At 66.0% G+C, this 22,893-nt stretch carries 17 protein-coding genes; 7 read left to right on the top strand and 10 right to left on the bottom strand.

The annotated features are described in order from the left end of the window. Positions 1-5: 5 nt before the first annotated feature. Entirely contained in the window at positions 6-959 is a 954-nt protein-coding gene (locus tag QMZ05_RS18045) for an AEC family transporter (RefSeq protein WP_353701975.1), read from the bottom strand. A 121-nt stretch (positions 960-1,080) separates the two neighbouring features. On the opposite strand from QMZ05_RS18045, the gene hspQ reads away from it, so the two are divergent. After that, positions 1,081-1,413: a heat shock protein HspQ gene (gene hspQ / locus QMZ05_RS18040; protein ID WP_050406639.1), complete on the top strand. Its 333-nt coding sequence runs from the start codon at positions 1,081-1,083 to the stop codon at positions 1,411-1,413. A 15-nt stretch (positions 1,414-1,428) separates the two neighbouring features. On the opposite strand, the gene QMZ05_RS18035 is transcribed toward hspQ, so the two are convergent. Both QMZ05_RS18035 and QMZ05_RS18030 read right to left on the bottom strand, forming a co-directional pair. After that, positions 1,429-2,715, bottom strand: coding sequence for an MFS transporter (locus QMZ05_RS18035; RefSeq protein WP_353701974.1), 1,287 nt, complete (start codon positions 2,713-2,715; stop codon positions 1,429-1,431). 334 nt (positions 2,716-3,049) lie between these two features. Then, positions 3,050-3,886: an invasion associated locus B family protein gene (locus tag QMZ05_RS18030; RefSeq protein WP_353701973.1), complete on the bottom strand. Its 837-nt coding sequence runs from the start codon at positions 3,884-3,886 to the stop codon at positions 3,050-3,052. A gap of 383 nt (positions 3,887-4,269) precedes the next feature. Here QMZ05_RS18030 and QMZ05_RS18025 point away from each other — a divergent pair, with 383 nt between their 5' ends. The 3 genes from QMZ05_RS18025 (at position 4,270) to QMZ05_RS18015 (ending at position 8,931) form a co-directional block, all read left to right on the top strand. After that, the gene (locus tag QMZ05_RS18025; RefSeq protein ID WP_353701998.1) at positions 4,270-6,006 is read left to right on the top strand and encodes an extracellular solute-binding protein; all 1,737 of its coding nucleotides are present in this window, start codon (positions 4,270-4,272) and stop codon (positions 6,004-6,006) included. 38 nt (positions 6,007-6,044) lie between these two features. Next, positions 6,045-7,598 (top strand): AMP-binding protein, encoded by a 1,554-nt coding sequence (locus QMZ05_RS18020; protein WP_353701972.1) that lies wholly within the window; start codon positions 6,045-6,047, stop codon positions 7,596-7,598. A gap of 106 nt (positions 7,599-7,704) precedes the next feature. After that, positions 7,705-8,931: a GGDEF domain-containing protein gene (locus QMZ05_RS18015; protein WP_353701971.1), complete on the top strand. Its 1,227-nt coding sequence runs from the start codon at positions 7,705-7,707 to the stop codon at positions 8,929-8,931. Between the two features lie 911 nt (positions 8,932-9,842). Here the strand turns inward: QMZ05_RS18015 and QMZ05_RS18010 are convergent. From QMZ05_RS18010 to QMZ05_RS18000, 3 genes are all read right to left on the bottom strand, one after another. After that, positions 9,843-11,525, bottom strand: coding sequence for a caspase family protein (locus tag QMZ05_RS18010; protein WP_353701970.1), 1,683 nt, complete (start codon positions 11,523-11,525; stop codon positions 9,843-9,845). Positions 11,526-11,851: 326 nt separating this feature from the next. Further along, a complete protein-coding gene (mfd, locus tag QMZ05_RS18005) occupies positions 11,852-15,370 on the bottom strand; it encodes a transcription-repair coupling factor (protein ID WP_353701969.1) in 3,519 nt (1,172 codons plus the stop codon). Further along, positions 15,367-15,657 carry a succinate dehydrogenase assembly factor 2 gene (locus QMZ05_RS18000; protein WP_353701968.1) on the bottom strand — a complete coding sequence of 97 codons (291 nt, stop codon included), beginning with the start codon at positions 15,655-15,657 and terminating at the stop codon, positions 15,367-15,369. Before QMZ05_RS18000 ends, mfd begins: the two co-directional genes overlap by 4 nt. 143 nt (positions 15,658-15,800) lie before the next feature. Between QMZ05_RS18000 and recG the strand changes: the two genes are divergently transcribed. Continuing rightward, complete coding sequence (recG, locus tag QMZ05_RS17995; RefSeq protein ID WP_353701967.1) at positions 15,801-17,909, top strand: ATP-dependent DNA helicase RecG; 2,109 nt, start codon at positions 15,801-15,803, stop codon at positions 17,907-17,909. A gap of 151 nt (positions 17,910-18,060) precedes the next feature. Next, positions 18,061-18,348 carry a GIY-YIG nuclease family protein gene (locus QMZ05_RS17990; protein ID WP_353701966.1) on the top strand — a complete coding sequence of 96 codons (288 nt, stop codon included), beginning with the start codon at positions 18,061-18,063 and terminating at the stop codon, positions 18,346-18,348. Positions 18,349-18,474: 126 nt separating this feature from the next. Here the strand turns inward: QMZ05_RS17990 and QMZ05_RS17985 are convergent, their stop codons facing one another. The 3 genes from QMZ05_RS17985 to glmS form a co-directional block, all read right to left on the bottom strand. After that, positions 18,475-18,870, bottom strand: a complete 396-nt coding sequence (locus QMZ05_RS17985) for a rhodanese-like domain-containing protein (protein WP_353701965.1) — start codon at positions 18,868-18,870, stop codon at positions 18,475-18,477. Continuing rightward, entirely contained in the window at positions 18,870-19,646 is a 777-nt protein-coding gene (locus QMZ05_RS17980; protein ID WP_353701964.1) for a DUF502 domain-containing protein, read from the bottom strand. The genes QMZ05_RS17985 and QMZ05_RS17980 overlap by 1 nt, the downstream gene beginning before the upstream one ends. A 96-nt stretch (positions 19,647-19,742) precedes the next feature. Continuing rightward, positions 19,743-21,569, bottom strand: coding sequence for a glutamine--fructose-6-phosphate transaminase (isomerizing) (glmS, locus tag QMZ05_RS17975; RefSeq protein WP_353701963.1), 1,827 nt, complete (start codon positions 21,567-21,569; stop codon positions 19,743-19,745). A 229-nt stretch (positions 21,570-21,798) separates the two neighbouring features. Here glmS and QMZ05_RS17970 point away from each other — a divergent pair, with 229 nt between their 5' ends. Then, positions 21,799-22,119, top strand: coding sequence for a hypothetical protein (locus QMZ05_RS17970; protein WP_353701962.1), 321 nt, complete (start codon positions 21,799-21,801; stop codon positions 22,117-22,119). Here QMZ05_RS17970 and QMZ05_RS17965 read toward each other — a convergent pair. After that, positions 22,073-22,867 (bottom strand): adenylate/guanylate cyclase domain-containing protein, encoded by a 795-nt coding sequence (locus QMZ05_RS17965; protein WP_353701961.1) that lies wholly within the window; start codon positions 22,865-22,867, stop codon positions 22,073-22,075. The two genes, QMZ05_RS17970 and QMZ05_RS17965, sit on opposite strands and share 47 nt — an antisense overlap. Between the last annotated feature and the right edge of the window lie 26 nt (positions 22,868-22,893).

Raw genomic sequence — 22,893 nt, 5'->3', positions numbered from 1 at the left:
GTACGTTACGGAAACACCAGCCGTCCGCTCTGGATGAACCACATCACGCTGGTCAGAGTGACCACCGAGGCGAAGGTGCCGATCAGCACGGCGACCGACGCCGGCTCGATCCAGGTCTCGTTCTGCCGCGCGATCACGAACACGTTGAGCGCCGGCGGCAACGAGGCCATCAGCACTGCGGTCGCCGCCCAGGGCTGCGCGAACGGGCCGAACAGCAGCATCAGTCCGAATGCCAGCAGCGGATGGATCAGGAGCTTGATCGCAACCACACAGGGCACCTCCCACGGCACCGGCTCGAACGGACGCAGCGCCACGGTGACGCCGAGCGCGAACAGCGCCATGGGTGCTGCGGCGTTTTGCAGGAACTGGATGGTGCGGTCGAGCGCGACCGGAATCGGGATGTGAAACGCGGCGACCAGCGCGCCGAACACCGCCGACATGATCAGCGGGTTCTGCACGATCTGCCGCAGCACCACGCCGAGCGCGTGCAGCAGCGAGGGATGGTCGCGATCGGTGAGCTCGATCAGGAGCGGCACGATCGAGAACAGGAAAATGCTGTCGCAGCAGAAGATCAGCGCGGTCGGCGCCGCAGCTTTGGCGCCGAGCACGGCGAGCGCAAGGCCGGGGCCCATATAGCCGATGTTGCCGTAGGCACCCGACAGGCCCGCGAGCGTCGCCTCGCGCAGCGAGAGGCGGCCCATCAGCTTGCCCGCGACCATCGCCAGAAAGAACGCGATCACGGTTCCGAGCGTGGTCGCGATCAGGAATGGCGGGTTGTTCAGCTCCGCAAACGGCGTCTTGGACATGATCCCGAACAGCAGCGCCGGCAACGAAACGTAAAGCAGGAAGAAATTCATCCAGGCGAGCCCGCTCTCGGGCAAACCCTTGGCTTTTCCGCACGCATAACCGATGAAGATCAAGCCGAAATACGGCAACGCCAGATTGAGGATATCGATCATTCTGAATGTAGTTTCTCGGCCGGATTTCGGGGCGTTTTTGCAGGTCTGGAATCGGTAAACCGGGGGTTAATTCGAAGCTTAGCCCCTAGCATCGGCCACAATGTTGGTCTATCGACGAACCATGATCAAAGCGCGCACCGCCAAGTTTCAGATCGGGCAGATCGTCCGTCACCGGGTGTTCTCGTTCCGGGGCGTGATTTTTGATATCGACCCGGAGTTCAACAACACCGAGGAATGGTGGCTGTCGATCCCCGAGGACATGCGGCCGCACAAGGACCAGCCGTTCTATCACCTGCTCGCGGAAAACTCGGAGACCGAGTACGTCGCCTATGTCTCAGAGCAGAACCTGTTGCCCGACGATTCCGGCGAACCGATCCGGCATTCGCAGGTCGCGGAGATCTTCATCAAGGACAAGTCGGGCGGCTACCGTCCGCGCAATCCGTCGCTGAACTGACATTTCGCGGGCCGCTCACACGCCCTCGCGCCTGGCCAACACCACCGCAATCGCCCAGACCGCAAAGCCCGCGAGCGCCAGTCCGGCGCCGACGAGGCCGGTCGACGTCCAGCCATAGCCGGCCGCAACCGCCATGCCGCCGAGCCACGGCCCCAGCGCATTGGCGACGTTGAAGGCGGAATGGTTGAGCGCTGCAGCCAGGCTCTGCGCCTCGCCCGCGACGTCCATCAGGCGGGTCTGCAGCACGGTGGCGAGCGCCCCACCGAGCCCGATCAGGAACACGTCGGCGCTCAGCGTCCAGAAATTCGTCGCCGCCAGCGGATACAGCGCCAGCGTCGCCGCCGACCATAGCAATAGCCCGCCCGCGGTCGCCATCAGCGCGCGGTCGGCAAAGCGCGGCACGATGATGTTACCGGCGGTGAGGCCGGCCCCGAACACGCATAGCGTGACCGGCACCAGCGCCGGCGAGGTGTGCGTCACCGCCAGCATCGTCGATGCGAGATAGGTGTAGACCGAGAACAGCCCGCCGAAGCCGATCGCACCGATCGCCAGCGTCAGCCAGACATGCTTGCGCCCGAGCGCCGACAGTTCACGCAGCGGGCTCGCATTGCTGTTGGCGACGTCGCGCGGCGCGAAGACCAGAACCAGGATGGCGGTGAGCAGCGCAAGGCCGGCAACGATCGCAAAAGCCCAGCGCCAGCCGATCGCCTGCCCCACCCCGTTGGCGAGCGGCACGCCGATCGTCGTCGCGATGGTGAGGCCGAGAATCACGCGGCCGACCGCCGCCGTGCGTTTATCCATCGGCACCAGCGAGGCCGCGACCAGCATGGCGATGCCGAAATAGGCGCCGTGCGGCAGTCCGGCGAGGAAGCGCAGCACCAGCATGGTGTGGTAGTCGGGTGCGAGCCCCGAGAGGCCGTTCATCAGCGCGAAGAAGCCCATCAGCGCGATCAGCAGATTCCGCCGCGTCATGCGCGCCGACAGTACGGCGATGACAGGCGCACCGACCACGACGCCGAGCGCGTAGGCGCTGATCGCGTGGCCCGCCTGTGGCTCGCTGACATGCAGGTCGTGGGCGAAGAACGGCAGCAGGCTCATGGTCGCGAATTCGGCGATGCCGATCGCAAAGCCGCCCATTGCCAGCGCGAGATGGACGATGCCCGGATGAAAGGCGCCGGGGACGTTGTCCTGGTTGAGGCGACCATCGGCGTCGACCGCGGGGCGGCCGGTCGGCTGCTGCAAATCCTCGTTGTTGGTCCGGGGGAGCGGTTCCCGCCGCTGCGTGTTGACTTGCTGCGACATTCGGCGACTTCCATGACAGCGAACGGCGGCCAGGGTTCGCGGGAGAACCACGCGCGCATTTGCGCATCGAAGGCGCGCACTTCGCGCTTTCGTCTGGCCTCCCGGTTCGGATTTATGATTGTGCTTCGGCGCCGGACTTTATCCGGACAAGGAAGCGACGATGCGGCTTGGTGCGATCGATGTGCCCTGACAAACCATCGCACACGATGTGCGCGATCACCAGCGCGGCTGGCTGCCACCAGCCAGTCCGTATCGCATGACGAAAAAGGCGCCCTTTCGGGCGCCCCTTTGATTTGCGATGATCTCGCGATGTCGTGAAAGCTTGATCGAAAGTTTACTTGGCTGCCGGGTTGGCCGGAGCCGGCGTCGCGCCAGCAGCGCCCGCGCCTTCCAGCTTCTTGCGCTGCTCTTCGGCGCGCTTCTGCAACTCTTCCTGCAGCTTCTTCGAGTTTTCCTCGAACACCTTCGGATCGGTCGGCGGGCCGTCGAAGGCCTTGGCGAATTCGGTGTTGAGCGGCAGCGGCAGCGTCAGCGGCGCGCCGTTCGAATTGATCGCCTGAACAACGAGGTTCTGGCCCTTCTTCATGTTGGCGATCAGCTCGGGGGTTGCTTCATAGTCGGACATGCAGCCGTTCTGGAAGCAGATCACGTACGGCGCCTGCTGCGGCGGGTTGCCGTCGACGATGATGCGGGTGCCGTGCACGAGCTGCATGCCGAGCGGCAGCGTGACGCGCAGGATCTTCTTCGGCTCGCCTTCCGGCTCGATGATCACGGCGGCGATGACGGGCTGGCCGGACTCGATGCGGCCGTCCTTGCCGGTGAAGCAAACCTGCTTGGCGTTGGCTTCCTGGCCCTTCAGGCAGAACTTGGTCCAGGGGGCGTAGATGAGCTGGATCTGCTGATCCTGGGGCGGCTGCTGGGCGGCCGCAGCGGGCGGCGCACCGGCGGCCGGTGCTTGGGCAGCTGGCGCCTGGGCCGGAGCCGGCGCTGCCTTCGGAGCTGCCTTGGGTGCCGCCTTGGGCGCAGCCTTCGGTGCCGCAGGCGCCGGCGCTGCCGGCTGCTGGGCCTGAGCGGCAGGAACCAGGAGCGCTGCAGAGAATGCCGTCGCCGCCATCAGGGCAACAATTCGCCCATGCGGCCGGACCGGGGCGGCCAAGATACGGAAATTCATTGCGGAAAACCCTTTCTGAACGGCAGCGCCCGAAACCGCTGCAGGCGCCGACACATAGCCGTTTGGGCGGCTGTCTCCTAGTCAATTGAGGCGGATACGTGACAGGCGTTCCCGCCTTCGAATTGCACGCCTTCAATACAGCGGCGCGCGGAAAGATCAATGCCGACAAGCGCATTTGCGCCTATGTGACGACGAGTTTCGGCGGCCTGTGATAAACCTCCGCCGTGACGTTTCGCGAATCAAATCCGGCGCCTCACGTACCTGTTCCCGGGCACGGTTGGCGCGCCGCATTGGCCGGCATCTGGCTCGCCTTGGTATTCGTCCCGGCACTGCTGGCGGGCGGACCTGCCCCGGCGGTTGCCGCTGAGAGCCACGCGATCGCGATGCATGGCGCGCCCGCGCTGCCGGCCGATTTCACCCATTTGCGCTATGTCAATCCGGACGCCCCCAAGGGCGGCCGCCTGGTGCTGAGCCCACGGGAAGGTACCTTCGACAGCCTCAACCCCTTGATTGTCCGCGGCCTCGCCGTGCAGCAGCTGAGGGGCTACGCCTATGAGCGCGGCTACGTGTACGAAAGTCTGTTGGTGCGGAACAATGACGAGCCCTTCACGCTCTATGGCCTGCTCGCCCGCAGCGTCGAGACCGACGACGCCAGAAGTTATGTGACATTCCATATCGACCCCCGGGCGCGCTTCTCCGACGGGCACGAGGTCACGGCCGACGACGTAGTGTTCTCGCTCGAATTGCTGCGCGATCACGGCCGTCCGCTGCATCACCAGTATTATTCGAAAGTCGCAACGACCGAGGTGCTCGACCCGCTGACGGTGCGGTTCGATTTTGGCGGCGTCGCGGATCGCGAGTTGCCGATGATCCTCGGCCTGATGCCGATCCTGCCGCGCCACGCCACCGACGTCGCCAGATTCGAGGAGACCACATTGGCGCCGCCGATTGGCTCCGGCCCGTATCGCGTCACGGCGGTCAAGCCCGGCACCAGCGTGACCTTCACCCGCAATCCCGATTACTGGGGACGTGACCTGCCGGTGAACCGCGGCTTCTGGAATTTTGACGAGATCAGGCTCGACTACTACCGCGACGCCAACGGCCAGTTCGAGGCGTTCAAGCGCGGCCTCTATGACTTCAGGACCGAACCCGAACCGCTGCGCTGGCACGATGGCTACGATTTCCCCGCAGCAAGAAGCGGCGAGGCAATCCGCGAGGCCATCAAGATCGGCACGCCGCAGCCCTCTGAATTCCTGGTGTTCAACACCAGGCGGCCGAAATTTGCCGACGTCAGGGTGCGGCAGGCCCTGCTGATGCTGTTCGATTTCGAATGGATCAACCGCAATTACTATTTCGGGCTCTATTCGCGCGCGGGCGGCTATTTCGCCGGATCGGACTTGTCCGCCTATGGCCGCCCGGCCGACGATCGCGAGCGCGAACTGCTGAAGCCCTACCTGCCGCATATCCCGCCCGACATCCTCGAGGGTCGCTATCGCCTCCCCGTCACCGACGGGTCAGGCCGCGACCGCACCATCCTTCGCGACGCGCTCGCGCTGCTGTCGGAGGCGGGCTACGCGCTCGACGGCACTGTGCTGAAGCAGCGCTCGACCGGGACGCCGCTCCGGATCGAGATCCTGGTGACGGCACGCGAGCATGAGCGGATCGCCCTCGCCTACCAGCGCGACCTGAAGCGCGCCGGCATCGACGCCGCGGTGCGGGTGGTCGATGCGGTGCAGTTCGAGCAGCGCCGGGTCGCCTATGACTATGACATGATCCCCATTCGCTGGGACCAGTCGCTGTCGCCGGGCAACGAGCAGTGGTTCTACTGGGGCAGCCAGGCGGCCGACGTGCCGGGCACCCGCAACTACATGGGCGCCAAGGATCCGGCCATCGACGCCACGATTGCCGCGCTGCTGGCGGCGCGCCAGCGGCCGGCCTTTGTCTCGGCGGTGCGGGCGCTGGACCGGGCCCTGACCTCGGGCTTCTACGCTATCCCCCTATTTAACTTGGGAGAGCAATGGATCGCGCGGTGGAATCGGATAGAACGGCCTTCGACCACGGCGTTGACGGGCTACCTGCCGGAGACTTGGTGGCAGAAGCCCGGCGCGCAATCAAAGTGATCTGCCAAGTGAACTGCCAGTGATGCGGACCGGCGCGCATGACCGGGTCCGATCGAAGCGATGCAACCGACGTTGAACCTGTGAACCAGTCGATCACCTCGCCCACGCTCGATACGCTGTTCAAGCGCACCCTGGCGCGGCAACCCGAGGCGCTGGCGCTGGTCGACCCGCTCAACAAGCAGCGCATCACCGGTCAGACCCGCAAGCGCCTGACCTATGCGCAGGCCGACCGCGCGATCTCGGCAATCGCGGCCCATTTCGTCGAGATCGGATTGCCGGCCAATACGGTGATCGCGGTTCAGCTGCCCTCAACGATCGAGTTCGCGCTGACGGTGCTCGCCGCGCATCGGGTCGGCCTCGTCGTCGTGCCGCTGCCGCTGCTGTGGCGGCAGGCCGAGCTGACGTCCGTCCTCAACCGCACCGCGGCGCGGGCGATCGTCACTTGCAGCAAGATCGACGGCGTCTCCTACGCCGACATCGCCATGAACGCCGCGGCGGAAGCCTTCTCGATCCGCCATGTCTGCGGCTTCGGCGCCGATCTGCCCGAAGGCATGTCGTCGCTCGACGAGGCGATCCTGCAGGACTCCCGGACCACGCGCCGCATGATCGAGGACGGCCGCAAGCCGGCGCTGATCTCCTTCGACGTCACCAGCGACGGCTTCCGTCCGGTGCCGCGCGCGCATTTCGGCCTGATCGCCGGCGGGCTCGCGATGTCGCTGGAGAGCGACCTGCCGCAAGGCGCGACCATCATGTCGGCGTTCGCACCGATGTCGTTTGCCGGCATCTGCGCGTCGCTGGTGACCTGGTTGCTGTCGGGCGGAACGCTCGTCATGCATCACCCGTTCGACGAGGAGACCTTCGCAGCCCAGTTCAACGATCACGCCTGCGATACGTTGATCGCGCCGGCGCAGCTCGCACTGCGGCTCGACGAGCAAGGCCTCTCGGAGCGGCTGCCCACCCTGCGCGACGTGATCGGCCTCTGGCGGACGCCGGAGCAGGTTGCCTCCAGTGCGCACTGGACCTCGCGGCGGGTGACCATGACGGACGTCTATCTGTTCGGCGAGGCCGGGCTGTTCGGCGCCCGCCGCACTGCCGAGGACGGATCGCCGGCCCCGATCAAGCCCGGCCCGCACAGCGCGCCGCGCGAAGCTCCCGGCGCATCGATCGCCGGCGAGATCCTGCTGACCCCGAAGGGCACGCTCGGCCTGCGCGGGCCGATGGTGCCGGTCGCGGCCTACGCGCCGCCGCCACCTCCGGGCGACAGCCTGATCGCGCCGCCGCCGCGCGACTACGTCGACACCGAATACGCCGCCCGGCTCGACCGCGTGACCGGCGCCGTCAACATCACCGCACCGCCGTCGGGGGTCATGACGGTCGGCGGCTACCGCTTCCTTGCCCAGGAGTTGCAGGAATGGTCGCGCCGGCTCGGCCAGGGCGCGCTGTTGACGGCATTGCCGGACCGCCTCAGCGGCCATCGGCTCGCCGGACGGGCGCAGGACAATGCGCGGGCCCGCGACGCCCTGACAGAACTTGGGCTTAACCCGTTGATGGTCGAGGCTTTTCGCGACCGTAACGGCACCGGAACGCCGTAAAATCTTATCATTGTGTTAGTCTTAGCATTGTGTTGACGCCGCATTAAGCCATGCCAACTAGCATCGCAGCCGTTGCTGTTCTTAAGCATTGGTTTCGAGCGTTCGAATGTCTCAACAAGGTCCGGTCCTCATCGTCTCGGCGTCGGCAAAGCCGCCGTTTGCCGCGGTCCTCGATGAGACCAACCTGTTTCCGGTCGTCGTCACCGACTGGAACGAGGTCGGGCGCGCCATCGAGCAGGTCAAGCCGGCGGCGATCATTGCGGCCGCCGAGGGCGTCGACTTCGTCACCCTGTCGGGCCTGGCCAAGCGCGCCGCGGCCCGCGCGCCCTATCTGCCGCTGATCGCGGTCGATCCTGCGACCACCCTGCCCGACACCGTGATCGCGTTCTTCCAGCACAAGGGCATGCCGGATCGCCTGATCGGCCGGCTCAACGCGTCCTTACGCGTTCGCGCGCTGCATGCGACCGTGATGCGCCGCCTGGTGCCTCCGGCGCCGATCGCAATGTCCGATATCGATCCGGTCGGAGAGGCCACGGCACTGCTGATCGGCCGTGGCGGCGCCTACCCGGCGCTGTCGGTCGCGCTCGGCGAGCGCGCCGGCGTGGTCGGCGCGCTCAGCATCGAGGCGGCCGCCAAGCATCTCTCCAACCGTGACATCGACGGCATCGTGCTGGCCGAGGGATTCACGCCGCGCGTGATGGATGCGTTCCTGACGGTGCTGACCGAGGATGTTCGCTTCCGTCCGTTGCCCGTGATCGTCGCATCCGGCGATTTGGCGCCGCGCTACGAGCTGCCCAACCTCGAGATCGTCACCGCCGGGCCGACCCGTGTTGCCGACATGGCATTGCCGATGATCCGGCAGCATGCCTTCGAGGCGCGGCTCGGGCGCATGCTCAAGGCGATCGACGCCAAGGGCTTGATCGATCCCCGCACCGGCCTGCTCACCAAGGCCGCGTTCGAACGCGACTTCGCGACCGCCGTCTACCACACCGCCGAGCGCGGCGGCGCGCTCTCGGTGGCGCGCTTCACCTTCGACAACGCGCAACCGCGTGCGCAATTCGACGGCGCGCGGATCATCAGCCGGCTGATGCGCCAGGCCGATTTCGGCGCCGTTTATGACGACCGCTCGCTGGTCGTGGCGTTCGCCGGCACCGACCTGCGCAACGCGCAGGCGATCACGCGGCGATTGTCGAGCGTGATGCGCCACACCCAGAACGGCCGCCGCGACGTCAGGGCCGAGCCGACAGTCAGCGTCGCAACGCTGCTCCCCAGTGATTCCGCGATGTCCCTGCTGGGACGGCTGTTCGCGGCAACGGAGCGCGCGGCGTCGTAACAAGCAATGTGCCGCCTTATAAGGTCGCAAATCTTTCGAGTATCGTCAGAAAATCACCGGGGAATCAGTGACGGCGGCTTTGCGGGTGCCCGGGTGAACACTGGTCGTAGCCCAGCATCGGAAGCAAACGGACTTGGATAGACGTTCCGCGGGTCACAGAGCTGGCAACCGTTTGGCCCCCAGGGCTGCGTGGCCGCCGCACCGCACAGCGGCAGCGCCATGCGGGCCGCGACAGCTGGCGGAACAGCCTGTTGACCGCCCTCGCAATAGTATGCAACCGCAGTCTTGCTCGCCGATAGTGCAAGCAACGCTGCGACGAACAGAGTTCTCATGCTCGCCTCCAAGCTCTTCGGACCCGATCAGCAGAAAAGCAATTTGAGAATAGTTCAGGCCCGCGCAGCCGTATAGTCGCTCGTCGAGCCCGCCGGTGCGCCTCCCACTCGCAGACCCTGACCCCGTCCGGCCACACGGAATAGACGCACCGCCGCCTGCGGCTCACTGGCCGGCACGCGGCGATTGGCGAGCGTGATGCGCAGCACCCGGAACCGCCGCCGCGACATGCGCGCGGAGCCCGCCGTTAGCGTCGCAATGCTCATGCCTGGTGACTCCGCTCAGTCGCTGCTGGCACGTTTGTTCGGGACGCCGGAGCGCGCGGCGTCGTAACGTCGAGATCGCGCCACACCGTCATTGCGAGCGAAGCGAAGCAATCCATCTCTGCGCGCTCGCGGAAGGATAGATTGCTTCGTCGCTGCGCTCCTCGCAATGACGCGGAGAGGCCTATGGCCTCACACGGCCTGCTTGCTCTCCGCGAGACCGGCGAGTTGGTGCAGGCTCTCGGTGGTGCCGGCCGTCGGGAAATGGCCACGGTTGCAATCCCGGTCACTGCGCGTTGCGCCCCGAGTACCCACTTCTCAGCACCAGGCCCATCTGCAGCCGACGAAGCGGTAGTAGTAGATTCTGCGCACGTGATGGCCGCCGGACGAGCGTCGCGGCCCGCTCGCATTCAGCTGCTTTGGCACGTTTGGGTCCTGGCTGCCCGGATCGACCTGGACAGCCCTGCGCCGCAGCTCGGCGGCTTTGGCAGCATCCGGCGCGCCGAGTAATCCCCGCTCCTGGATGACGGCAAGGTATTTGAGAGAAAATCCGTCGTTGAGATCGGCCGCCTGCTGAAAATATTGCGCGGCCGTAGCGTAGTCGCGCGGCGTTCCCTTGCCGTAGAAGTACATCAAGCCGGTCTGGGCGAGGGCGAAAGGATTACCCGCCTCGATTGCCTTCTGATAAAGCTCGAGTGCTCTCGCCTCGTCTTTCTTGACGTAATTGCCATTGGAATACATCGCGCCGAGATTGCTGATCGCGCCCGGCTCTCCCGCTGCGGCCGCCTTGCTGAACAGCTCGAATGCCCGCGGCATGTCTTTGACGACCCCGCGCCCCGTCGCAAAATAGACCCCGAGCTTGCCTTGCGCCGGTGCGTAACCGGCATCGGCAGCTTTGGTCAGATAGCGTTGCGCCGCCAGGTAATTTTTCGTTCCGCCATAGGCGAGGCCGAGCAGGAAGTCGAGGCGTGGCTGATCGGGATTGGCGCGCACCGCCGCCTCACAGATCGGGACCGCGGCCGCAAAATCGTGCGTGTTGTCGATCTTCAGCTGTTCAGGACTGGCGAACGGCGGCGCAGGCGCGGCCGCGCGCTCGCATTCGCTGTCGGGGCCGCCGGCGCCACTCTGCGGCGTTGGGGATGTGACGCGATCCGCCGCAGCTGGTGGCGTCGCCTGCGGCGCAGCTGCGGCCACCTGTTCGACGCCGCCAGCTGCCGTTTGGGACGCAGCAGCCGGTTGCGTCGACGTCGAGGTCGGTGAGCCGCCGCCGACCTGGACCGGCGGAGCCGCCAGATAGACGTCGCCGACCAGCGAGGAACTGTCCCAGGGCGTCTGCTTCTGATCGGTTGCCGCGAGCACGTCGCCGCGAACCCTGGACAGCATCTGGCGCACTTCGATGCCGGGTGTCGCGATATGCTTCAGGAGTGCGGCGGTGAACGGCGAATTTCGCCCGGCACCGTCGAGCGCAACATTGTTCGGCTGCGTCGAATAGACGATCAGCGACCCCTGCCCGCTGGCGTCGACGCGGCCGAGCCCGCGACTGGGCGCCGCGCGGCTGCCGCGCGCGAGCTTCTCGAGAAAGGGATTGTTGCGGCAGGCATCGAGGATGATGATGTTGGCTCGCCCCGTTCCCTCCATCTCCTGCTGGATGTCGGTCAGGTTCACGGTGTTGAAGCGCACATCCCCCGGCGTTTCGATCTTCGCGTCGACCGGGACCAGATAGTTTTCACCGTTCATCTGCAGGCCGTGACCTGCGTAGAAGAACAACGCGACGTCGGCACCGCTCAGCCGCGAGGAAAAATCGCGCACCGCGTTGGCCATGGCCTCGCGGGTGCCGTCGCGCGCTTCGATCACGTTGAAGCCCATGCCGCGCAATGCGGTGGCGAGATCGGCTGCGTCATTGGCGGGATTGCCGAGGGCGGGAACGGTCCGATACTTGCTGTTGCCAAGCACCAGCGCCAGGCGCGTGCCAGCGAAGGCCTCGATCGGCAGAACGGTCAACGCAAGGCAAAGCCCGATGAAAAGCAACCGGCAATGGAGGTGATGCATGGTGCCTTGCTTACAGCCTGCGCGGCTGAACCCGATTTCAGCGGTAAAGCTTACCGGCAAAGCCTATGCCCGTCAAAATCCTCATCTGTGATGTTCGCACAGCCGCATCACTGTGTGCACCGACCTGCCCAACGCTGCGCGCGACGTCGTGAGCCTCGCGACCTCTCCACAACGTCATTGCGAGCGAAGCGAAGCAATCCATGCGTCCGCACGCGCTGTGATATGGATTATGGATTGCTTCGCTTCGCTCGCAATGACGCTGATGCTTCAGCCGAACCTCACGCCGCCTTCTTGCTCTCCGCGAGATTGGCGAGCTGTCGCAAAATCTCTGTCGTGCCGGCGAGCCGCTCTTCCGGCGTGTCCCAGTCCTGGAAGAACACCACCTTCATGTCCGGCCGCACCTTGGCGGCCTGGCCGTGCTGGCGGATGAACGTCACCAGCCGCTCCGGATGTGCAAAGCTGTTGTCGCGGAATGCGATCACGGCGCCCTTCGGACCGGCATCGACCTTGCCGACATTGGCCCGGCGGCAATAGGCCTTGATCGCCGCGACCTTGAACAGATAGCGCACCTCGTCCGGCAGCACGCCGAAGCGGTCGCGCATCTCGGCGGCGAAGGCGTCGATGTCCTCGTCGGTGTCGAGATCGGCGAGCCGGCGATAAAGCGACAACCGCACGCTGAGATCGTTGACGTAGTCCTCGGGGATCAACACCGGCATGCCGATCGTGATCTGCGGCGACCAGCGGTCGGCGGCAGGCTCGGCGACGCCGGCCTTGAGGTTGACGATCGCCTCCTCCAGCATCGACTGGTACAGCTCGAAGCCGACTTCCTTGATGTGGCCCGACTGCTCCTCGCCAAGCAGATTGCCGGCGCCGCGGATGTCGAGGTCGTGGGAGGCGAGCTGGAAGCCGGCCCCTAATGTCTCCAGCGACTGCAGCACCTTGAGCCGCCGCTCCGCCTGTGCCGTGATCTTCTGCTGCGCCGGCAGCGTGAACAGCGCATAGGCGCGCAGCTTCGAGCGGCCGACGCGGCCGCGCAGTTGGTAGAGCTGGGCGAGGCCGAACATGTCGGCGCGATGCACGATCAGCGTGTTGGCGTTCGGGATGTCGAGACCGGACTCGACGATCGTGGTCGACAGCAGGATGTCGTATTTGCCGTCGTAGAACGCGGACATGATGTCCTCGATCACGGTCGGCGGCATCTGGCCGTGGGCGACCGCGACCTTCATCTCCGGCACGTTCTTGTCGAGGAAATCCTTGACGCCGGCGAGGTCCTCGATCCGCGGCACCACATAGAACGCCTGGCCGCCGCGATAGCGCTCGCGCAGCAGGGCCTCGCGGATCATCAGGGGATCATGCGGCGCGACGAAGGTGCGCACCGCGAGGCGATCGACCGGCGGCGAGGCAATGATCGAGAGCTCGCGGACGCCGGTCAGCGCCAGTTGCAGCGTGCGAGGGATCGGGGTCGCCGACAACGTCAGCACGTGGACCTGGGCGCGCAGCTGCTTCAGCCGCTCCTTGTGGCTGACGCCGAAATGCTGCTCCTCGTCGACGATCAGCAGGCCGAGGTCCTTGAACTTGATCGCCTTGCCGAGCAGCGCATGGGTGCCCACCACGATGTCGACGTTGCCGTCGGCGAGCCCCTTCTTGGTCTGGCTCAACTCCTTGGTCGATACCAGCCGCGAAGCCTGCGCGACATTGACCGGAAAGCCCTTGAAGCGCTCGGTGAAGGTGCGCGAATGCTGACGCGCCAGCAGTGTGGTCGGCACCACGACGGCGACCTGCCGGCCCTCGAGCGCCACGGCGAACGCGGCGCGCAATGCCACCTCGGTCTTGCCGAAGCCGACGTCGCCGCAGATCAGCCGGTCCATCGGGCGGCCGATCTCGAGGTCCTTCAAGGTCGAATTGATCGCGCCCAGCTGGTCCTCGGTCTCGTCATAGGGGAAGCGCGCGCAGAACTCGTCATAGACGTGCGGCTGCAGCGGGAATTTCGGCGCCTCGTGCAGCTGCCGCTCGGCCGCGATCTTGATCAATTCGCCCGCGATCTCGCGGATGCGGTTCTTGAGCTTGGCCTTGCGGGCCTGCCAGCCGCCGCCGCCGAGACGGTCGAGTTCGACATTGGCGCTGTCGGAGCCATAGCGCGACAGCAGCTCGATGTTCTCGACCGGCAGGAACAGTTTTGTCTCCGCCGCGTAGTGCAGTTCGAGACAGTCATGCGGCGCGCCGGACACTTCCAGCGTTTGCAGCCCGACGAAGCGGCCGATGCCGTGTTCGACGTGAACGACGAGATCGCCGGTCGCAAGGCTCGTCACCTCGGAGATGAAATTGTCGAGCTTGCGGCTCGCCTTGCGCGGCCGCACCAGGCGGTCGCCGAGGATATCCTGCTCGCTGATGACGGCGAATTCGCTGGTCTCGAATCCGGACTCCATGCCGAGCACGGCCAGCATGGTCTCGTTGCGCGGCGTCGCCTGAACGATCCGCCAGGTGTTGACGCTGGTGGTGTTGAGCAGCTTGTGGTCGCGCAGCATCGCGCCCATGCGGTCGCGCGAGCCTTCGCTCCACAGCGCGACGATGACCTTCTTGCGCTGCGACTGCAGCGCGCCGATATGGCCGACCACGGCCTCGAACACGTTGACGTTGCTGTCGGCACGCTCCGGCGCGAAATTGCGGCCCTGCCGCGCGCCGGCGTCGAACACATCTGCGGTGCCTTCGGGCACCGCGAACGGCGTCAGCCGCGCCAGCGGCGCATCGCCAAGCAGTTTGGTCCATTCGGCTTCGGTCAGATACAGCTTGTCCGGCGGCAGCGGCTTGTAGATCGCGCCGCTGCCGGGATGTTCCAGCGCCTCGCGCCGCGCGTCGTAGTAGTCCGAAATCTGCGAGAAGCGTTCGCGGGCGGCGTCCTCGCCCTGCGGCTCGATCGCGATCGTCGCGCCGTCGAGATAGTCGAACAGCGTGTCCATCCGATCCTGGAACAGCGGCAGCCAGTGCTCCATGCCGGGATGGCGGCGTCCTTCCGAGACGGCTTCATAGAGCTGGTCGTCGCGTCCCGGCGCGCCGAACGCCGCGACATAGCCCATGCGGAAGCGGCGGATGGTTTCGGTGGTGAGCTGGAATTCGGAGACCGGCACCAGGTCGAGCCCGCGCATGTCCAGATGCGTGCGCTGCGTCTCGGCATCGAAGGTGCGAATCGACTCGAGGCTGTCGCCGAAGAAGTCGAAGCGCACCGGCTGGTCGAGGCCGGCCGGAAACAGATCGAGGATGCCGCCGCGCACCGCGTATTCGCCGGGTTCGCGCACCGTGGACGAGCGGGTGTAGCCATTGTGCTCGAGCCAGGCCACGACCGAGTCCATCGGCACGACGTTGCCGGGCGCGACCGACAGCGCCTGGGCTGCGACCTGATCGCGCGCCGGCACCCGCTGCACGGCGGCGTTCACGGTCGTGAGCACGATCAGCGGCTTGTCGCTACCGACCAGCCGCGACAGTTTTGCCAGCGCAGTCAGGCGCTGCGCCAGGATGCCGGAATGCGGCGAGACGCGGTCATAAGGCTGGCAGTCCCAGGCCGGAACCTGCATCACGGCGATATCGGGCGCGAAGAACTCCAGCGCGCGAGCGAGCTGCTGCATCCGCGCGCCGTCGCGGCAGACGACGGCGAGACTGACCGCGGGCCGCTTCGGCTGCGCGGCGATGGCGCGCGCCAGGTCGGAGATGACGAGCCCTTCGGCGCCCTCGGCGACATTGGCGATGGTCAGCACCCGGCCGGGCGCGAGCATCGCGGCCGGTGATTTCATCGGCTGCTTCATGCGCTGGGATCCGCGACCCGGAACGCCTTGATGCGGGCAAACAGCGCGGTCTGATGCTCGGCAGCCAAAACCTTGTCGCCGGTCAGCGCGGCGTAGAGATCCGGATCCGGCACCTCGATCAAATGCTCGAGCTCGCCGAGCTCCTGATCGGACAAGTCAGCGATCTCGGCATCGGCAAAGCGGCCGAGGATCAAGTCCATCTCCCGGGTGCCGCGGTGCCAGCAGCGAAACAAAAGCCGCTTGCGGCGGTCATCGAGCCCGCTGCTCGATCGTGTCGATCCCGTCATGTCCCAAAATCCATCAAACGCCAAAAGCCCGGACGTGCCGGGCGGGCTTGATATAGCGATGGCGGAGGCCGATGTCAGCCCTCATTCGCCGCCTTTTGCGGTTTCCTTGCGCGCATGACGTGAGTCGTGTGTAAAGGATGCCGATGCGCCCAGCCCTGCTCAATCCGCTGTTTGCCCAGGTCACGACGCTTTCGGGGGTCGGCCCGAAGCAGGACAAGCTGCTGCGCTATCTGCTCGACCGCAGCGAGACGCCGCGGCTGGTCGACCTGCTGCTGCATCTGCCGGCAAGCGTGATCGACCGCCGCGCGCGGCCGAAGATTCGCGACGCCGCGGTCGGAACCATGGTGACGCTGGAGGTCACCGTCGACCGTCATCGCCCGCCGCCGCCGCGCAATTCGCGCGCGCCCTACCTGGTCTATGCCAGCGACGACACCGGCGACGTGGTGCTGACCTTCTTCCGCGCCCAGCCCGGCTATGTCGAGAAGCTGCTGCCGGTCGGCGAGAAGCGCTACGTCTCCGGCACGCTGGCGATGTATGACGGCATCCCGCAGATCGTGCATCCCGATCGCGTCGTCGACGAGGCCGGCTTTGCAAAGCTCTCCGGCATCGACCCGGTCTATCCGCTGACCGAGGGGCTGCCGATCGGCTCGCTCCGCCGCGCCATCGCGCAGGCGCTGACCAAGCTGCCGGATCTGCCGGAATGGATCAGCCCCGAGGTGCTGCGCCGCTGCAACTTCCCGCCGATCCGGGAGGCGCTGACCCGCGTCCATGTTCCGGTCGAGCTGACCGACATTTTGCCCGATGGACCGTTCTGGTCGCGGCTTGCGTTCGACGAACTGCTCGCGGGCCAGCTCGCGCTCGCCCTGATCCGCGCCACGTTGCGCCGCCCCGCCGGCGTGCGCAATGCCGGCGACGGCCATCTGCGCAACAGGATCATCGATGCCCTGCCCTATGCGCTGACCAAGTCGCAGCGCGAGGCCGTCGCCGCGATCACGGAGGATTTGCGGCAGCCGGTGCGGATGCTGCGCCTCGTGCAAGGCGATGTCGGCTCCGGCAAGACCGTGGTGGCGCTGCTGGCGGCCGCCGCCGTCGCCGAAGCCGGCAAGCAGGCCGCGCTGATGGCGCCGACCGAGATCCTGGCGCGCCAGCACATCAAGACCATCGCGCCGCTCGCTGAGCGCGCCGGCATGCGGGTTGCGATCCTGACCGGCCGCGAGAAGGGCAAGGAGCGCCGCGAACTCCTGGCGCAGCTCGAGGCCGGCGAGATCGACCTTCTGGTCGGCACGCATGCGCTGATCCAGGACGACGTGATCTACAAGGCACTGGCGCTTGCCGTGGTCGACGAGCAGCATCGCTTCGGCGTGCGCGAGCGCCTCGCGCTGACCTCGAAGGGCGAGGCCGTCGACGTGCTGGTGCTGAGCGCAACGCCGATCCCGCGCACGCTGGTGCTGACCTATTTCGGCGACATGGACGTTTCGGAGCTGCGTGAGAAGCCCGCCGGCCGCCAGCCGATCGACACCCGCGCGGTGCCGATGAGCCGGATCGAGGACGTGATGGACGGCGTCGGCCGCGCGCTCAGCGCCGGCAAGCTGGTGTACTGGATCTGCCCACTTGTGGATGAGTCAGAGGCCGAGGGCACCGAGCATCTCACCAACGCCACCGAGCGCTTCGAGAGCTTGCAGCAGCGGTTCGGCGATCGTGTCGGAATGGTGCACGGCCAGATGAAGGGTACCGAGAAGGATCGCGTGATGGCGCAATTCGCCGCGCACGAGATCGGGCTCCTGGTCGCAACGACCGTCGTCGAGGTCGGCGTTGACGTACCGGCGGCGACCATCATGGTGATCGAGAACGCGGAGCGCTTTGGCCTCGCCCAACTGCATCAATTGCGCGGCCGCATCGGCCGCGGCTCGGAGGCCTCGACCTGCCTGTTGCTCTACAGGGAGCCGCTCGGCGAGATGTCGAAGGCGCGGCTGAAAGTGATCCGCGAGACCACGGACGGATTCCGGATCGCCGAGGAAGATCTGAAGCTGCGCGGCGAAGGCGATGTGCTCGGCATCCGCCAGAGCGGCCTGCCCGGCTACCGCATCGCCCGCTCCGAGGTGCACGGCCAGCTCATCACCCAGGCCCGCGACGAGGCGCTGCGGATCATGAAGGACAATCCGAGGCTGAACGGCGAGCGCGGCGAGGCCCTGCGCGTCCTGCTCTATCTCTACGAACGCGACGAAGCCGTGCCGCTGATCGGCGCGGGGTAGCTGGCTTCGTCTTCGTTGCAGCGGCGAGCTGCTTCCCCACCGTCATTGCGAGCGAAGCGAAGCAATCCATGGTCCGCCCGGTGACAGATGGATTGCTTCGTCGCTATCGCTCCTCGCAATGACGGTGTAGGGTACCTCACGGGAGAACGCTGTGAAGCAACCGTGCGTTTACATCGTTGCCAGCAAGCGTCACGGCACCATTTACACTGGCGTTACCGCCAATCCGCCGAAGCGTTCGTTTGAACATCGCGAGGGCTTGGTGAAGGGCTTCTCGGCGAAGTACGGCTGCAAGTTGCTGGTGTGGTACGAATTGCACGAAACGATGTACGACGCGATCACACGGGAAAAGCAGATCAAGTCCGGCAGCCGGGCAAAGAAGATCGCTCTCATCGAGGCGCAGAATCCGGCTTGGAACGACCTTTACGACACGCTGGTCTGACGCGGAGGGCACTTGCCCTCCCCACCGTCATTGCGAGCGCAGCGAAGCAATCCATCGCTCCGCATACGCGGAACCATGGATTGCTTCGTCGCTTAGCTCCTCGCAATGACGGGGTTGGAGTTGCAGCTAGCTGCCAGCAGTCTCGTCGCTATCCCCCGCAACAGGCACCAGCTCATGTCCCGCCGCCTGCCAGCCGCGGCAGCCGCCCTGGATCACGGAGACGTCGGCAAAGCCGATCTCGCGCAGCGCCTCTGCAGCGCGCTTGGCCTTGCCGCCACCGCCGCAGGTCAGGATGATCGGCTGCGCGCGATCGGAGAGCGCCGGATCGGACGCCGCGACATCCGCGATCTCCTCGTGGCTGATGTTGCGTGCGCCCGCGATGGTGCCGCGCTCGCGCAACTGCCAGGGCTCGCCGACATCGATCAGCGTCACGCCGCCTTGCTCCAGCTCGCGCCTGGCTTCGTCGGGCGACAGCAACCGCGCGCCCTCGCCCGATGGCTCGCGCGTCTCGCCGGAACCCATCAGCCCTCGACCTTGGCCGGCGCCGCCGGCTGCAACGAGGCCTGGTTGGCGATCCGCGCGGCGTTGGCCATACCGGCGAGCGCCGCGGCACGTTTCTGATCGCTGGTGCCGGGCTGCACCACGCCCGCCGACATGATCAGCGTCGCGGCATCCTCGGTGCTCATCTCGATCTCGATGATCTTGCTCTTCGGCACATAGAAGAAGAAGCCGGTGGTCGGGTTCGGCGCGCACGGCAGGAACACCGAAATATGCTCCTCGTCTCCGGGGAAGGCGGCGGCGAGCTCGGCGCTCGGCGCCTGCGAGATCAGCACGATCGACCACATCCCGGGCGATGGAAACTCGACCAGGCCGACACGGCGGAAGCTCGAGCCGTTGCCGGAGAACAGCGTCTCGAACACCTGCTTCAGGCCGCGATAGATCGCGCGCACCGCCGGAATCCGCCCGAGCAGCCGCTCGCCGAGATCGACCAGGGTTCGCCCGATCAGATTGGCAGTGAGGAAGCCGAGCAGCGTGAGCGCGATGACGGCGACGATCAGGCCGGAACCGGGCAGCCCGAACGGCAGGTAGGTCTCCGGCCGGTAGGCGGTGGGCACGAACGGGCGGACCAGATTGTCGACCCAGTTCACGAACCACCAGGTCAGGTACAGGGTGATCGCAACCGGCCCGGCAACCACCAGGCCGGTCAGGAAATAGTTCCGGAAACGCGCCATCAGCCCGCGGGGGTGGTCCGGATGCAATTCGCCAGACGGGTCAGGAGGCACTTGATCGGAGGTCATTGTGGTTCCAAGGTCGTCGAAGCGGCCGTACTCCACCAACCAGCTAAGCCATTCTGACGCACTTTTGAAGGGGCCGCGTGACCGCGCGGCTTGCGACTATTCGACCGTGACCGATTTGGCCAGATTCCGGGGCTGATCGACGTCGGTGCCCATCACCACGGCGGTATGATAGGCGAGCAGCTGCACCGGAACGGCATAGACCATCGGCGCGAAGGTTGCGCCCATGTCCGGCATCACGATCGTCACCAGCGATTGGATGGTCGCCTCCGCGGCGCCCTTGGCGTCGGTCATCAGGATGATTTTGCCGCCGCGGGCGGCGACCTCCTGCATGTTGGAGACGGTCTTCTCGAACACCTTGTCGAACGGCGCGATCACCACGACCGGCATGTGCTCGTCGATCAGCGCGATCGGCCCGTGCTTGAGCTCGCCGGCGGCGTAGCCCTCGGCGTGGATGTAGGAGATTTCCTTCAGCTTCAGCGCACCTTCCAGCGCCAGCGGATAGCTGGTGCCGCGGCCGAGATAGAGCACGTCGCGCGACTTCGAGATCTCGCGCGCCAGCTTCTCGATCTGCGGCTCTGACGTGAGCGCTTCCGACATCAGGCGCGGAATTTCGACCAGACCGTGCACAAGCTTGGCCTCGTCGGTATCGGACAGCTCGCCGCGCGCCTTGCCTGCGGCGACCGCGAGCGAGGCCAGCACCATCAGCTGGCAAGTGAACGCCTTGGTCGAGGCGACGCCGATTTCGGGACCGGCAAGCGTCTGCAGCACGGTCTCGCTCTCGCGCGCGATCGTCGAGGTCGGCACGTTGACGACCGACAGCGTGTGCGCGCCGTGCGCCTTGGCGTAGCGCAGCGCCGCCAGCGTGTCGGCGGTCTCGCCGGACTGCGAGATGAAGATCGCAAGGTCGCCCTTGCGCAGCGGGGCCTCGCGATAACGGAACTCGGAAGCGACATCGAGCTCGACCGGCAGCCGTGCCAGCCGCTCCAGCCAGTATTTCGCGACGAATCCGGCATAGCTCGCGGTGCCGCAGGCGGTGATCGAAACGCGCTGGATGTCGTTGAAGTCGAACGGCAGCTTGACCGGCATGGTGACGCGCTCGGCCGCCAGGTCGACGTAGCGGGCGAGCGTGTGCCCCACGACTTCGGGCTGCTCGTGGATCTCCTTGGCCATGAAGTGGCGATAATTCGCCTTGTCGACCAGCGCGGTCGCCGTCGTGTGCTTGATCGCCTCGCGATGGACGATGGCGTTGTCCTTATCGAAGATCGTGGCGCCCTTGCGGTTCAGCACCACCCAGTCGCCGTCCTCGAGATAGCTGATCGTGTCGGTGAACGGCCCGAGCGCGATCGCATCGGAGCCGAGATACATCTCACCGTCGCCATGGCCGACCGCAAGCGGCGGGCCGTTGCGAGCGCCGATCATCAGATCGTCCTCGCCGGCGAAGATGAAGCCGAGTGCGAACGCGCCGCGCAGTTCCGACAGCACCGCCCTCACCGCCTCGACCGGCTTGACACCGCCCTTGAGCAGATTGTCGACCAGATGCACCACGACCTCGGTGTCGGTCTCGGTCGAGAACGCCGCCCCCTTGGCTTCGAGGTGCTCGCGCAGCTCGCGGAAATTCTCGATGATGCCGTTATGCACCACGGCGACGCGTTCCGTTGAGTGCGGATGCGCGTTGTTCTCGGTCGGCCGGCCGTGCGTGGCCCAGCGGGTGTGGCCGATGCCGGTATGGCCGCCGAGCGGCTTGGCCTCCAGCCGGGCCTCGAGATTCCTCAGCTTGCCCTCGGCGCGACGCCGCGCCACCACGCCGTTCTCGAGCGTAGCGACCCCTGCGGAATCATAGCCGCGATATTCGAGCCGCTTGAGCGAATCCACCAGTTGCTCCGCGACCGGAGCGCGTCCAAGAATGCCGACGATGCCGCACATGCGGTTCAATGTCCCCAAAAATCGCCGAAAATTTGCCAGAGCGGCGACACGGTCCCTTAACGGGAATCGCCAGCCGCAAGATACTCAATAATTATTGCCGATTGCGACAGTCTTAAACGGCAAGGTTGATGCGAAAGGCTGGTTAATCGGGGCTAACCAATTTGGCAAGAGCACGTCAGCGGCCACCCTGGCGTAGGATAACCTGTCGCCGTTGGTGAGGAACCCCACGGTGTCGAACGATCAGCCACGGCCGCTCGCAAAACCGTTCTGGCGCCGCGGCCTTGCCGGCTTGCTCGATTTCATCACCGTGTTCTTCGGCGGCGGCTACGCCATCGGCGCCGCCACCGGCCAGACCACCAAGGACGGCTTCAACCTCACCGGCGCTCCCGCGCTGCTGCTGTTCGCGCTGATCGTTGCGTATTTCTATCTCGGCTGGAAAGTGCTCGGCGGCACGCTGTGGCAGCGCGGCGCGCGCTGGCGCCGGCGTCCACTCTGCAGAACCCCTAATGTTCGACGCGGTACAGCCGCCAGCGCTCCGGCACGCCCTTGAGCTGATGTGCGCCGCGATCCTTGAAACGGACTTCGGACGCCAGCATCAGGTCCTTGACCGCACTCGAGACCAGGACCTCGCCGGCACGCGCTTTCGCAGCGACGCGCGCGCCGATGTGAAACGCGAGACCGATGACCTCCGCGCCGCTCACCTTGTACTCGCCCGCGTGCAGCCCAATCCTGATCTCAAGCCCGAGCGTGCGCACGGCCTCGCGGATCGCGGTCGCGCAACGGATCCCGGCCGCCGGCTTGCCGAACGTCGCCAGCACGCCGTCCCCTGTCGTCACGACTTCCTTTCCGCGCAGGGCCTTCAGCTCCCTGCGGACGGCGGCGTAATAGTGGTTCATCACGGTCGCCCAGCGCGAATCGCCGAGGCGTGCGGCCTTTTCGGTGGACCGAACGATATCGACGAACAGGATCGTGGCGAGCGCCTGCTTGAGCTCCGAGCCTCGATCGGCGGTCCGACGCCGGTTCGCGATATTTCCTGTCAGCGGTTCGTAGCGATGGCTGCGCCGCCGCGCGATGGCAGCCTTGGTGTAGTCCTGGGCACGCTGCACCGTGCGGCAGCGAATGGTCTTTTCCTGCGGTGCGAACGTCCAGTAAACCTTTCGCCCGATTCCGGCGCCCTGAACCTCGACGGCGCCCCACTTCAGGAAAACCGTCGAGCCGGTGCGCCGAATGCACCATGCCTTGGACGTGTATCCGGAGACGTTCGACTGATGGACTCCGATGCGAAGGAATTTGGGCATGAGCGTCCGGCCGAGAGCGCTTGGGG

Source organism: Bradyrhizobium sp. INPA03-11B, assembly GCF_040446015.1.
In the GTDB taxonomy this organism is placed as follows: Bacteria; Pseudomonadota; Alphaproteobacteria; order Rhizobiales; family Xanthobacteraceae; genus Bradyrhizobium; species Bradyrhizobium macuxiense_A.
The sequence above is the reverse complement of the archived record's forward strand: the minus strand, read 5'-3'. Positions and strand labels throughout refer to the sequence as shown.

Bases quoted from the DNA above. Each gene is read 5' to 3' on its own strand.
- QMZ05_RS18045 (WP_353701975.1), bottom strand. From the start codon at position 959: ATGATCGATATCCTCAATCTGGCGTTGCCGTATTTCGGCTTGATCTTC.
- mfd (WP_353701969.1), bottom strand. From the start codon at position 15,370: ATGAAGCAGCCGATGAAATCACCGGCCGCGATGCTCGCGCCCGGCCGG.
- QMZ05_RS18035 (WP_353701974.1), bottom strand. From the start codon at position 2,715: ATGTCGCAGCAAGTCAACACGCAGCGGCGGGAACCGCTCCCCCGGACC.
- QMZ05_RS18030 (WP_353701973.1), bottom strand. From the start codon at position 3,886: ATGAATTTCCGTATCTTGGCCGCCCCGGTCCGGCCGCATGGGCGAATT.
- QMZ05_RS17965 (WP_353701961.1), bottom strand. From the start codon at position 22,867: ATGCCCAAATTCCTTCGCATCGGAGTCCATCAGTCGAACGTCTCCGGA.
- QMZ05_RS18020 (WP_353701972.1), top strand. From the start codon at position 6,045: ATGACCGGGTCCGATCGAAGCGATGCAACCGACGTTGAACCTGTGAAC.
- QMZ05_RS18025 (WP_353701998.1), top strand. From the start codon at position 4,270: ATGCATGGCGCGCCCGCGCTGCCGGCCGATTTCACCCATTTGCGCTAT.
- hspQ (WP_050406639.1), top strand. From the start codon at position 1,081: ATGATCAAAGCGCGCACCGCCAAGTTTCAGATCGGGCAGATCGTCCGT.
- QMZ05_RS18000 (WP_353701968.1), bottom strand. From the start codon at position 15,657: ATGACGGGATCGACACGATCGAGCAGCGGGCTCGATGACCGCCGCAAG.
- glmS (WP_353701963.1), bottom strand. From the start codon at position 21,569: ATGTGCGGCATCGTCGGCATTCTTGGACGCGCTCCGGTCGCGGAGCAA.
- QMZ05_RS17980 (WP_353701964.1), bottom strand. From the start codon at position 19,646: ATGACCTCCGATCAAGTGCCTCCTGACCCGTCTGGCGAATTGCATCCG.
- QMZ05_RS18015 (WP_353701971.1), top strand. From the start codon at position 7,705: ATGTCTCAACAAGGTCCGGTCCTCATCGTCTCGGCGTCGGCAAAGCCG.
- QMZ05_RS17985 (WP_353701965.1), bottom strand. From the start codon at position 18,870: ATGGGTTCCGGCGAGACGCGCGAGCCATCGGGCGAGGGCGCGCGGTTG.
- recG (WP_353701967.1), top strand. From the start codon at position 15,801: ATGCGCCCAGCCCTGCTCAATCCGCTGTTTGCCCAGGTCACGACGCTT.